The sequence below is a fragment of the Prevotella jejuni genome (assembly GCF_900187995.1).
Lineage (GTDB): Bacteria > Bacteroidota > Bacteroidia > Bacteroidales > Bacteroidaceae > Prevotella > Prevotella jejuni.
In genome coordinates this window covers 40,523-54,054 of sequence record NZ_FZNZ01000011.1, presented here as the reverse complement: position 1 = coordinate 54,054, position 13,532 = coordinate 40,523, and the positions used below count along the sequence as shown (strand labels likewise).

Genomic DNA, 13,532 nt, shown 5'->3' with positions numbered 1-13,532 from the left:
AGGTGACAAAGACCGTCCGTACGGTGATGGCGAGTGTGGCGGATATCAGGACTTATGTCTATGGTGCTACGTATGACAGCTGGAACCGTGTGCAGACAATGACTTATCCTGACGGTGAAGTGGTAACCTATCACTACAATGCTGCCGGACAGGTGGAGAGCATGACGAGCAATAAACAGGGACGTCAGAGCGTTATTGTTGACAGGATAGGTTACGATAAGGAGGGTCATACGGTCTATACGAAGCTTGGTAACGGCACGGAGACCACCTACTCCTACGACAAGCAGCGTGAACGTCTGCAGGTGATGAACCTTACAGCGGATGGTCAGACTGTGATGGAGAACAGGTACCGCTATGATGCTGTGGATAATATCCTCGGTATCACAAATGCTGCCAACCCAACGTCGCTGACGAAACTCAACAAGGCGAAGCTGGGAGGAAAGAGTTCGCATACGTATGAATATGACGAACTGAATCGCCTTGTTCATGCCAGCGGTAAGGCTAAGCGTGCATCGTATGATATGGTGATGTCGTTCGGACGGATGAGTGAACCGCTCACTAAGGTACAGAAAATGGACTCAACGACAACTGCTAAGTCTTATAACTTTGCTTATAAGTATGAGGACAGTAACCATCCGACAGCTCCAACGCAGATTGGTCACGACCATTATACCTACGATGCTAATGGTAACCCAACATTAGTAACGAACGATTCGGCGAATACTACCCGTGAGATGTATTGGGATGAGGATAACCGCCTGATGGTCTTAAGCGATAACGGCAAGACGAGTCGTTATACTTACAACGCTACTGGTGAACGTATTATGAAGAGCTATGGAACAATGGAAGGTGTGTATATCAATGGTGCGCCACAGGGTATCACATTCCACGAGACGGATAACTTCACGCTTTATCCTGCAAGTATCCTCTCTGTTAACAAGAATAGATTCACGAAGCATTACTTCATTGGTGACAAACGAATCGCCAGCCGTATCGGTACAGGATTGTTCAATAACGTCTATGGACGCAACGGTTCATACGTAACGGCTGGTCAGCAGGACTATGCTGAGCGTATGAATCAGATTCAGACACAGAAAGAGGCGTATTATAAGAAGGTGGGTGTAGCCCCTGGTGTACCGACAGAGAAGGGTGCGTATGGTGATCCAGAGAACACGGGTGTAGGTTATAATGCCGTCCTCACCGAACTCGGCAACCATGATGTGCCACAGGGTTGGATTCAGACTCCACGCCCTAACACCACACCAGGCACCAACCCCGGTGCTCCTGTAAGCTGGAATGACCCAAGTAGTCCTGATGATCCACAGGCTGGTTATGGCTACATCCCTAATGACACTACGAAAGAAGAAACCTTCTTCTATCACAGTGATCACCTCGGCAGCACGTCTTACATTACAGACGATAAAGCCAACATCACTCAATATGATGCATATCTTCCATACGGTGAACTATTAGTTGATGAGCACAGTAGCAGTGAAGAACTGCCATATAAGTTCAACGGCAAACAGTTTGATGATGAAACAGGCTTGTACTATTATGGTGCAAGGTATATGAATCCTGTTACAAGTCTGTGGTATGGGGTGGATCCATTAGCGGAGAAGTATCAGAACATCGGCTCGTCCATCTATTGCGCTGGTAACCCAGTAAAACTTATTGACCCTGACGGTAATCGAATAAATTATTATAATACAATCTCAAAGAAGTTTTATACTTATCTAAATGGAAGATTCTATAACTACGAAGATGTAGTCTTCAATGAAGGTAAGAATAAATTTGTTGCAATTGGAAAACCAATAACTGTTAGCGGAAAGTCAAATGATATTATGACTATTACTCTTAAGTCCCTAAAACAACTTGACTCTTTCAAAGATCCCGTTATAGAAACAGTTTTCAATGACATAGTTAATTCAAAGAAAGAGGTTACTTTTAACAGAAGTTCGTCGGTCACTATCAACAATTTTGAACAGCACAGAGGAAGCTTTACTCATGCAATCAATTCGAGAGAATTTGACATTTACTTAGACTTCGCTTATGATTTAAGAAAGGGCTCCGAACTACGTAAGTTTAATACATCATATACAGACATAATAGGTCACGAGCTAAAGCATGCATATGACAAAATGAACTACATTGCTAATAACAATAAAGTTCCAGGCCACTCTTTTACATATGACGAATTTAACACCGTCGCATTTGAGAATCATATCAAAAGTTCTGAAGGGAATAGATACAGACGCACTACCTACGCTGGACTCCCAATCCCCGATGCCTATAATCGAGTTATTTTAGCAAATAAATCAAGTCGAAAAAGAAATATAAGATGAGAAAAATACAGTTATTCTTCTTTATAGTTTTTGTTGTATATCTCACTGGTTGCAACCAAGAAAACCATCATGCTGACTTCTTACGAGTTTTCGGATATTATCAAAATATCCATAGAAAAGCCTTTAACGTTACTAAAGACGTAGAAGACAGCATCTCCAACTTCTTGGTTTGCTATAATGACACTTGCAAATTAATGTTGAGATATGGGAACATCCATTATAGATATTTTATAGGTTCCAACGACTTAACTTATAAGGGTGAAAGGCACATCGAAATAGATAATGAGAATGCCACTGGCATAATATTCAAAGAGACTTTGGATGATCCATCACTCGGACGTTTAATGGACTCTATAGTGTTCATCGGCAATCAGACTTATATAGAAGAATTGAAACAAAAAGCAGCTAAAATAGGTTTTTCGTATATTGATTCAGATAGTACAAGAATGAGCTACTCTGAATCATGGTATGTTGAAGACTTTCCTTATATGAGAATTTATTTGCTTACATTCGAAAAAATGGGAAAAATCCAGACAGCCACCTTAACATATAATATATAAACAAATAATTTGAAATATAATTTACTGTAAATCAGAAATATATAAGGTTTTTAAGGGTTGACTAAGTATAATCGTGCTGGTCGTCTTGCCCTCGTGGAGGATGCTTCGGGCGGTGAAGCCTATTACTATGGTCGTCAGGGTGAGGTGACGAAGACCGTCCGTACAGTCATGGCGAGTGTGGCGGATATCAGGACTTATGTCTATGGTGCCACCTATGACAGTTGGAACCGGGTGCAGACGATGACTTATCCTGATGGTGAAGTGGTGACTTATCACTACAATGCGGCAGGACAGGTGGAGAGCCTGACGAGCAATAAACAGGGACGTCAGAGCGTTATTGTTGACAGGATAGGTTACGATAAGGAGGGTCATACGGTCTATACGAAGCTCGGTAATGGCACGGAGACTACCTATACATATGACAAGCAGCGTGAACGTCTGCAGGTGATGAACCTTACAGCGGATGGTCAGACTGTGATGGAAAACAAGTATCGCTATGATGCTGTGGATAATATCCTCGGTATTACGAATGCTGCCAACCCAACGTCGCTGACGAAACTCAACAAGGCGAAGCTGGGAGGAAGGAGTTCGCATACGTATGAGTATGACGAGCTGAACCGCCTTATTCATGCCAGCGGTAAGGCTAAGCGTGCATCGTATGATATGGTGATGTCGTTCGGACGGATGAGTGAACCACTGACAAAGGTTCAGAAAGTGGACTCAACGACAACTGCGAAGTCTTATAACTTTGCTTATAAGTATGAGGACAGTAACCATCCGACGGCTCCAACGCAGATTGGTCACGACCATTACACATACGATGCCAACGGTAATCCAACACTGGTAACGAACGACTCAACGAACACTACCCGCGAGATGTACTGGGATGAAGACAACCGTCTGATGGTTCTCTCTGACAACGGTAAGACAAGTCGTTATACTTACAATGCTGCTGGTGAGCGTATCATGAAGAGTTACGGTACGATGGAAGGTGTGTATATCAATGGTGCGCCACAGGGTATTACCTTCCACGAGACGGATAACTTCACGCTCTACCCTGCTTCGATAATCAGCATCAACAAGAATCGCTTCACAAAGCATTACTTCCTTGGTGACAAACGAGTTGCTTCAAGGATAGGAACAGGTCTGTTTAACAACGTCTATGGGCGTAACGGTTCATACGTAACGGCTGGTCAGCAGGACTATGCAGAACGTATGAATCAGATTCAGACACAGAAGGAAGCATATTATAAGAAGGTGGGTGTAGCCCCTGGTGTACCGACAGAGAAGGGTGCGTATGGTGATCCGGAGAACACGGGTGTAGGGTATAATGCCGTCCTCACCGAACTCGGCAACCACGATGTGCCACAGGGTTGGATTCAGACTCCACGCCCCAACACCACACCGAATACTAACCCCGGTCCACCTGTAAGCTGGAATGACCCGAGTAACCCTGATGATCCACAGGCAGGTTATGGATATATTCCAAACGACACCACAAAGGAAGAGACCTTCTTCTATCATAGTGACCACCTCGGTTCAACGTCTTACATCACAGATGATAAAGCCAACATCACACAGTATGATGCCTACCTGCCGTACGGCGAACTCCTTGTAGACGAGCACTCATCGAGTGAAGAACTACCGTATAAGTTCAATGGTAAGGAGATGGATGAAGAAACTGGACTGTATTACTATGGTGCCAGATATATGGACCCAAAAATCTCCATGTGGTTGGGGGTAGATCCTATGATAGAGAAATATCCAGAAATCAGTCCATACATTTATTGTCATAATAATCCTATTGTCCTAATTGACCCAGATGGGAGACAATCCAAAGTACCACCGACAATTATTCAAATAATAGATTATGGTACAAAAAATAGTAAAAAATTCTCATCTTTAATGAAAGCTGCAAATGTAAATAAAGCAAATATTAATAGTGTTATTCGCTTTGGAAATGAGACTAGTACGGATCCTATTACGGGGCATATCCAAATAACGAAGGATAAAAGAGTAAAATTCCAAGTTATAAAATTAACACACGAATTAACTAATAGGGCAAATAAAGCTAAGCTTGCAAAAGCTACAAATGATGTTGCAAATAAGAAAATATCTCCAGAAGTTTATGCTAAGAAGATAATGGAGATAGAACTTGATGGTCAGATAAACCAAATAAAGGTTGCGGCTGATATTGGGTTTCAATATCCAGGAGAAGAAAATAAAAGAATTAATTCCTTAATTCAAAATTATTCTAAAAATAAAAATATAAACTTACGGAAGATATTATCTCCCAACACCTCACTCAGAAAAGATTATATCAAACAAGGTAAAGCAGTACGAAAACGATAAAAAATAGATATGAAAAGATTTGGCTTACTATTGATTGGCGTAATGCTTGTTATTACAACTAACTGTAATAATCAGCAGTTAAATAACAGATATTCATCGAATAACTTATCATTTATAAAGAATGATAAACTTCATTATAATATCCTCTTAGTCGCATGTGACACCTGTGTTCCTATTATAAATAAGGGCTATAGAGTGCGTGTTAAGCTGACAGATAAACAGAAAAGTATCGTTAAGAAAATAAAAAAGGAAATGTGGAGGCACTTATTATCTGATAAGAAGACCGATTTTGCAGCAAATCTGATCCTCTATGATATTTATGATAAAGATGCTATTCTACTCTTTGGATTAGGCAACAATATAAGAGATTGGAGGAAAAATCTAAAACGGGATGATACATTGTTTTGGTTGAAGAAATTAAAATGAATTCGTATTGGTCATCAAATATAAAGCGTTATGAGGAATATTATATTCATTTTATCGATGCTTCTCATAAGGGCGGGACACTCCTAAAGCAGATACGAGCAATGGTAGGCTTTGGACAAAGAAAGTGAATTAATAAAAAATACTTATCAATGGAGTATGGCATATATTGCTCCATTGATAAGTTAAAGTTTTGATTTCCTCTATTAGATGATAAAGACAGGGAGAGTTATAAATAAAGAAGAAATGTCTGTGAAGTCTATCATAGCAGAAACTCTTATAAGCAAAGGTGTTGGACATATCCTCCCGTCAAGCTATCTAAAAAAGGCAACAACAGAGGCTAGGCATAACTATAGTGTTGCTTTACATAAATTAGAAAAATTACAGTCACGTAGAACTCCTAACATGAAATTAATTAGAAATGCTAAATCAGCAATGAGAGAAGCGAGAGCATTATATGGGACTTTGGTCTCATTTACAACAGGGGTAGAGACGGTAAAAAAAGAAGTTGGAAAGAAAGTACAATCACAATTACCTAAAGATTATGGTGGTCAATAAAATGGAATACAAACAAGTTTGTAGATATCTTCTATTGATGATCTCTGGCTGTATTATATATTTATTCTACAGTATTATAGTTGTTTATTACGATACTCAAGCAATAAAATCGGGTCCAATTAAGTCATATAAAATAGTGTCAGAACATAGTGGTGCTATAAATATAACTTCCTATATCATTGTACGTTATATGGGTAAGGAATATACTGTCACTGTAAGTAGGAAGGATATAAATGAAGGGAATCTAAATAAAATTTTATACCATAATAAATGGAATGATACACTTTTTTATGATGAAAAAGAGGATATATATGTTAGATTGGGAATCCTTTCATTAGGCTTACTCTCAGTACTTTGCATGAGATCCTACATGAAAGGCTATCATGAAAGTAAGGAATGAAGATTATTTTTGCCCTTTTGTTCTTGCTCTTGTAGAGAATGCTTCGGGCGGTGAAGCCAATTACTATGGTCGACAGGGTGAGGTGACGAAGACTGTCCGTACGGTCATGGCGAGCGTGGCGGATATCAGGACTTATGTCTATGGTGCTACGTATGATAGTTGGAACCGTGTGCAGACGATGACTTATCCTGATGGTGAAGTGGTGACTTATCACTACAATGCTGCAGGACAGGTGGAGAGCATGACGAGCAATAAACAGGGACGTCAGAGCGTTATTGTTGATAGGATAGGTTACGACAAAGAGGGTCATACGGTCTATACGAAACTCGGTAACGGCACGGAGACTACCTATACCTACGACAAGCAGCGTGAACGTCTACAGGCGATGAACCTTACAGCGGATGGTCAGACTGTGATGGAAAACAGGTATCGTTATGATGCTGTGGACAATATCCTCGGTATCACGAATGCTGCCAACCCAACGTCGCTTACAAAACTCAACAAGGCGAAGCTGGGAGGAAGGAGTTCGCATACGTATGAGTATGATGAGCTGAACCGCCTTATTCATGCAAGCGGCAAGGCTAAGCATGCATCGTATGATATGGTGATGTCGTTCGGACGGATGAGTGAACCGCTGACTAAGGTGCAGAAGGTGGACTCAACGACGACTGCTAAGTCTTATAACTTTGCTTATAAGTACGAGGACAATAACCACCCGACAGCTCCAACACAGATTGGTCACGATCATTACACGTATGATGCCAACGGTAATCCAACATTAGTAACGAACGATTCGGCGAATACTACCCGTGAGATGTATTGGGATGAAGACAACCGACTCATGGTCTTAAGCGATAACGGCAAGACGAGTCGTTATACTTACAACGCTGCTGGTGAACGTATTATGAAGAGCTATGGAACAATGGAGGGTGTGTATATCAACGGTGCACCGCAGGGTATTACCTTCCACGAGACGGATAACTTCACGCTTTATCCTGCAAGTATCCTCTCTGTAAACAAGAATCGCTTTACAAAACATTACTTCCTTGGTGATAAACGAGTTGCTTCAAGAATAGGAACAGGTCTGTTTAATAATGTCTATGGGCGTAATGGCTCATATGTAACGGCTGGTCAGCAGGACTACGCTGAACGCATGAATCAGATTCAGAAGCAGAAAGAAACATACTATAAACAGCAGGGCATTGCCCCTGGTGTACCTACAATGAAGGGTGCGTATGGGGATCCTGAAAATACAGGTGTGGGCTATAACACTGTGATTACCGAGCTGGGCGACCATAGTGTACCAGAGGGCTGGATACAGACTCCGAAACACAACACTACTGAAGGAAATGAGCCTGGTGCTCCAATTAGCTGGAACGATCCAACGAACCCAGAGAATCCACAGCCTGGCTATGGCTACGTGGACAATGACACAACGAAGGAAGAGACTTTCTTCTATCACAGCGATCACCTTGGTAGTACAAGTTATATCACAGACAGTAAAGGCAATATCACTCAGTACGATGCTTATTTGCCGTACGGTGAATTGCTTGTTGATGAACATAGTAGTAGTGAGGATATGCCGTATAAGTTCAATGGCAAGGAGATGGATGCAGAAACTGGCTTGTACTACTATGGTGCAAGGTACTTGAACCCTGTTACCTGTCTGTGGTATGGGGTGGATCCGCTGGCAGAGAAGTATAAAGAAATAGGTTCTTATGTTTATTGTGCAGACAATCCAATAAATTTATTTGATCCTGATGGTCAGAAGTTTATATACAATGCTCAAGGAAAATTCTTAAGGAAAGAAGGAAAAGATAATCTTGTATATATTGAACGAGATGGTAAATTGACTCAGTTAATTGATCATGGAAATGGTATGACAGATGAACAGTTTAATATTGCTGCTCATATTGTAGATGTAGAATCGAGTGATGCCCCAAATGAAAGCTTGTGGATTGCACATGCAGCTAATAATGCAGTTGATGATAAAGATGTGAATTACGCACATGTAAGAGTAAAAGGAGGGCCTAGAGTAAAGAACCATTCTTTATATGAACAACTGAATGATCAAAATTATTCGACTACTCCTGCATCAGCAAGAGTTGCTTATGATAAAGATTATCTTACAAGTTCTACAAGAACTACTGCAAGAGCAGGTATAATAGATGCATTACAATCAGATATTGATCCAACTCATGGTGCAACGTTGTGGGACGGAACAGATTTTGCAACTAAAGGGCTTAGCCATCCAAAATTTAGACAGTATAATAAAATAACAATACCAGATAATATCAGAAAAGATTATGTTTATCGAAATGAAAGCTATTTACAGAGGATAAAATCAAAGATGCAGGTGTCACCCGTTTTTGAGAGGAATGGAATTTTTATTCATGATGGCAAAAGTACAGCAAAATTCTCTCTAATAGCGACAGGTACATTTGGTAGAACTATATTTTGGCATAAAAAATAATTTTATATGAAAAAGTTTATTCTTATTTTATTCATTATTATTTTTTCAGCTCCTAGTATAAATGGGAAAGCTCAAAGAAAATGGCAAGGATATTTAATTCCACAAGGGTATGTTATTGTTGATAGCCTTACCTTAAATGGACAGAATACCCAAATAGCTATATTTAGCCCTTATAGTATGACAGCTGACGGTTGTGAAAAATACGTTGATAAAGGGGAAAATAGGATTCTTTTGATTAAGCGTGATTCTCACTTTTATAGATTTGATAATGTTATATCTAATGACGTTTATGGTTATATTGATGGGAACGAAAGTCTTAAAGAAAATGGGAATGGATTTGAATTGTGGTTTGAAAAAGGGCAGAGTTGTACTTTTGAGTATCACATTTATATTGGATTTTTTAATTCAAAAATTAAAATAACGCACATTACATTAATTACTTTATGTAATGATAAAAAGAAGGTAAAAAATATAAGATATAAAAACTTTTTACTTAAGAATTTTCATCGGAATTTAATCGATAAATTAAAAAATAAATATAGCATGTAATCTATTAGAAAGATATTTATCTTATGATCATATGCTATACTGGGAGGAGGAGAACCGCCTGATGGTGTTGAAAGACAACAACGGCATCAACCGCTATACCTACAATGCTGCTGGTGAGCGTATCATGAAGAGTTACGGTACGATGGAGGGTGTGTATATCAACGGTGCACCACAGGGCATCACGTTCCACGAGACGGATAACTTCACGCTTTATCCTGCAAGTATCCTCTCTGTAAATAAGAATCGCTTTACAAAGCATTACTTCATTGGTGACAAACGAGTTGCTTCAAGGATAGGAACAGGTCTGTTCAATAATGTCTATGGACGTAACGGCTCATACGTAACAGCAGGTCAGCAGGACTATGCTGAGCGTATGAATCAGATTCAGACACAGAAGGAAGCATACTATAAGAAGGTGGGTGTAGCCCCTGGTGTACCGACAGAGAAGGGTGCGTATGGTGATCCGGAGAACACAGGTGTAGGTTATAATTCTGTCCTCACAGAACTTGGCAACCACGATGTGCCACAGGGTTGGATTCAGACTCCACGCCCTAACACCACACCGAATACCAACCCCGGTCCACCTGTAAGCTGGAATGACCCAAGCAATCCTGATGACCCGCAGGCTGGTTACGGCTATATCCCCAATGACACGACGAAAGAAGAAACTTTCTTCTTCCATTCAGACCATCTTGGCTCAACTTCTTATATCACCGATGACAAAGCCAACATTACACAGTATGATGTCTACTTACCATATGGTGAACTCCTCGTTGATGAACACAGCAGCAGTGAGGACCTGCCGTATAAGTTCAATGGCAAACAGTTTGATGAAGAAACAGGCTTGTACTATTATGGTGCAAGGTACATGGATCCCAAAATTTCCATGTGGTTAGGGGTAGATCCGCTAATGGAGAAATACCCGAATGTTACAGGGTATTGTTATACGATGGATAATCCTATAAAGTTTATAGATCCTAATGGTAAGGAAACATATGTGATTAAAAACAAAACAGGTACTTATACTGTTGTTGGCGGTATTCTCAACAATAATAGAGGAATCTATATTGCCTCAAAAGATAAATCTGGAAAATATACGATTAAAGGAGAAATGATAGGGATTTCTACTTCTACCACAACTTTTTATAATACCGATGCCAATAAAGGTAAAGGGGGGTGGGCTATAGGTGCTCAAATTAATCCCAATGATAAAAGCGGTATAAATTTCCTTAATAAGATTGTAAGTTCTAATGTAACATTAGGCGATTACATGAATAATGCGCGAACAAATCATCCATATGACTTTAAGGTGACTAATGGAGGGGATAAAGTTATAAGTAACACTCAAACCTACATATATAGAGGAGTGCCAATAGGAAAAGATGGTTTCGGGTATATCTTATATTCATCCGGACGTGATATTGGCAATATGGCTGCTGGTATTGTTGCTGCAAAAAATGGTATTCCATGGAGTATCGCTAGAGCTGCGTTTGATGCTTACCAAACAAAAAATAATATGGATAAGCGCGGGTATTCTCTTGACAATATAGATGTAGAGGGAAAGTCTACGCGAAATGCAGAATATTACGGATGGTCGCAGATTTACAAATACTCAAATACTAAATCTAAAGCATCAAATCTTTGGAATAGTATTAAAAGATTCTTTTCTAAATAAAAATGAAGTACATAATTATATATGCATTCGTTTTATTTCTTGTTATTTCCTGTACAAACAAAAAGATAAAAAAGCGATATTATTGTGATATGAATAATATTTATATATCCGTTTCCGAGGGTGATAAGTATGATAGTCTCATCATTGGGGATACAGATTCTATCATTATTCGCAAAACCAATGGTTATTATGGAGAGATCCTGCTCTATTTTATTACCGGAACAGATACAATTTATGTAGATAACTTATATAAGAACATTTACAGGATACACCCACATTCCTTCTCTTATAAAACGATACGAAGAGATGGGGCTTTTAATGTGTTGGATTCTTTCCCCATGAAAGGGAGGAATATCGGTATTGTGGGTAACGGGGCTGAGTATTATTCTTTCTCGGCAGAAAAGAATGGTCGATACGTAAAAGATTTAGAGATTATCAAGTAAATTATTATCTTTGTAGTTGTAAAAAAGAATAAATTAACAGCTATATTTGATTAATCATATTTATGCAGATTGAAGAAATCCCCTTCGGCTACGCCTCATGCTACGCCACAGACAAAGAATGCGCGAAAGCAGTACACTGCCTTCGCCGCCAAGTTGCCCGACTATATCAGTTGCAACCCGAACCGCCGACAACGAACTATTGCGTAACGCCCGCCTACGTAGCACAAGTAGCGAAAGGCGAAGCGTGCCGCGAGTTTCGCAGTGACGCCCCCATGCGATACGCCCGAGGCATGCGCCGACTGTTCGACCATATCCCCAAAGCGCAGTACCACAGCGTGCGCTACGATGTAATGAACGTGTTCAGCAGCGAGCGCGCTTTCTATTACGCCCAAAAGGGAGACCAGCTCATTTCGCCCGAGCAGCAGGCAGAAATAACAACAATATTCAATGAATACGAACTCCCCGCCCCGCAATTCGACAGCTACGAACAGCGCCCCGACTGGGAACAATGAATCGATATAACGCGCACATTTACAACATGTTCAAGGCGGACAACACCGAACGAATGAATCGATACAACGCACTAAATCATTTCGCAATAGTACTGCAGAGATTCTGCACCCGCGTTGCAGTCTCACTGCAGAAGCCTTGCAGAAACACTGCAGCACGCATGCAGTAACACTGCAAGGCCTTTGCAGAAGAACTGCAAGACGTATGCAGTAATCGTGCAAACTAAGTAAATTAAAATTCTTCGATAATATAACAATGAACAATACGAGTACACGGAACAACCTCAACTACGCATCTACGGCAGACAGGGCGAAGTTGTTAAGACTGTCCGAACGGTCATGGCGAGCGTGGCAGATATTAGGACTTATGTCTATGGTGCTACGTATGACAGCTGGAACCGTGTACAGACGATGACTTATCCTGATGGTGAAGTGGTGACCTATCACTACAATGCTGCTGGACAGGTTGAGCGTCTTACGAGCAATAAACAGGGAAGTCAGAGCGTTATTGTTGATAGGATAGGTTACGACAAGGAGGGTCATACGGTCTATACGAAGCTCGGTAATGGCACGGAGACTACCTATAGCTACGACAAGCAGCGTGACCGTCTGCAGGTGATGAACCTTACAGCGGACGGTCAGACTGTGATGGAGAACAGGTATCGTTATGATGCTGTGGATAATATCCTCGGTATTACGAATGCTGCCAACCCAACGTCGCTGATGAAACTCAATAGGGCGAAGCTGGGAGGAAGGAGTTCGCATACGTATGAGTATGATGAGCTGAACCGCCTTATTCATGCAAGCGGTAAGGCTAAGCATGCATCGTATGATATGGTGATGTCGTTCGGACGGATGAGTGAACCGCTGACTAAGGTACAGAAGGTGGACTCAACGACAACTGCTAAGTCTTATAACTTCGCTTATAAGTACGAGGACAATAACCACCCGACAGCTCCAACACAGATTGGTCACGATCATTACACGTATGATGCCAACGGTAATCCAACATTAGTAACGAACGATTCGGCGAATACTACCCGTGAGATGTATTGGGATGAAGACAACCGACTCATGGTCTTAAGCGATAACGGCAAGACGAGTCGTTATACTTACAACGCTGCTGGTGAACGTATTATGAAGAGTTACGGTACGATGGAGGGTGTCTTTATCAATGGAGCATCATAGGGTATTGCCTTCTAAGAGTAACAAGAAGAGGCATGAAGGCGATTCTCGCTATAGAACAAT

At 40.7% G+C, this 13,532-nt stretch carries 11 protein-coding genes and 1 pseudogene; all 12 read left to right on the top strand.

Features of this window, described 5'->3' with window-relative positions; translation table 11 throughout:
• Positions 1–26 precede the first annotated feature (26 nt).
• Complete coding sequence (locus CHB62_RS05495; RefSeq protein ID WP_240616252.1) at positions 27–2,342, top strand: RHS repeat-associated core domain-containing protein; 2,316 nt, start codon at positions 27–29, stop codon at positions 2,340–2,342.
• A complete protein-coding gene (locus CHB62_RS05490; protein WP_089366013.1) occupies positions 2,339–2,902 on the top strand; it encodes a lipoprotein in 564 nt (187 codons plus the stop codon). Before CHB62_RS05495 ends, CHB62_RS05490 begins: the two co-directional genes overlap by 4 nt.
• Positions 2,903–3,070: 168 nt before the next feature.
• Entirely contained in the window at positions 3,071–5,254 is a 2,184-nt protein-coding gene (locus tag CHB62_RS05485; protein ID WP_089366056.1) for an RHS repeat-associated core domain-containing protein, read from the top strand.
• Between the two features lie 9 nt (positions 5,255–5,263).
• Positions 5,264–5,680, top strand: coding sequence for a hypothetical protein (locus CHB62_RS05480; RefSeq protein WP_025068434.1), 417 nt, complete (start codon positions 5,264–5,266; stop codon positions 5,678–5,680).
• Between the two features lie 207 nt (positions 5,681–5,887).
• Complete coding sequence (locus CHB62_RS05475; protein ID WP_025068435.1) at positions 5,888–6,235, top strand: hypothetical protein; 348 nt, start codon at positions 5,888–5,890, stop codon at positions 6,233–6,235.
• Positions 6,222–6,635, top strand: a complete 414-nt coding sequence (locus tag CHB62_RS05470) for a hypothetical protein (RefSeq protein ID WP_089366012.1) — start codon at positions 6,222–6,224, stop codon at positions 6,633–6,635. The genes CHB62_RS05475 and CHB62_RS05470 overlap by 14 nt, the downstream gene beginning before the upstream one ends.
• A 178-nt stretch (positions 6,636–6,813) precedes the next feature.
• Positions 6,814–9,108, top strand: coding sequence for an RHS repeat-associated core domain-containing protein (locus CHB62_RS05465; protein ID WP_394341631.1), 2,295 nt, complete (start codon positions 6,814–6,816; stop codon positions 9,106–9,108).
• Between the two features lie 6 nt (positions 9,109–9,114).
• Positions 9,115–9,657: a hypothetical protein gene (locus CHB62_RS05460; RefSeq protein WP_089366010.1), complete on the top strand. Its 543-nt coding sequence runs from the start codon at positions 9,115–9,117 to the stop codon at positions 9,655–9,657.
• A gap of 31 nt (positions 9,658–9,688) precedes the next feature.
• Entirely contained in the window at positions 9,689–11,332 is a 1,644-nt protein-coding gene (locus CHB62_RS15180) for an RHS repeat domain-containing protein (RefSeq protein WP_394341629.1), read from the top strand.
• Between the two features lie 89 nt (positions 11,333–11,421).
• Positions 11,422–11,775 carry a hypothetical protein gene (locus tag CHB62_RS05450; RefSeq protein ID WP_036895401.1) on the top strand — a complete coding sequence of 118 codons (354 nt, stop codon included), beginning with the start codon at positions 11,422–11,424 and terminating at the stop codon, positions 11,773–11,775.
• A 62-nt stretch (positions 11,776–11,837) separates the two neighbouring features.
• Complete coding sequence (locus CHB62_RS15175) at positions 11,838–12,287, top strand: DUF6078 family protein (RefSeq protein WP_025839565.1); 450 nt, start codon at positions 11,838–11,840, stop codon at positions 12,285–12,287.
• A 294-nt stretch (positions 12,288–12,581) separates the two neighbouring features.
• Positions 12,582–13,466 (top strand): annotated as a pseudogene (locus CHB62_RS05440) (RHS repeat-associated core domain-containing protein); the annotation flags it as partial.
• Between the last annotated feature and the right edge of the window lie 66 nt (positions 13,467–13,532).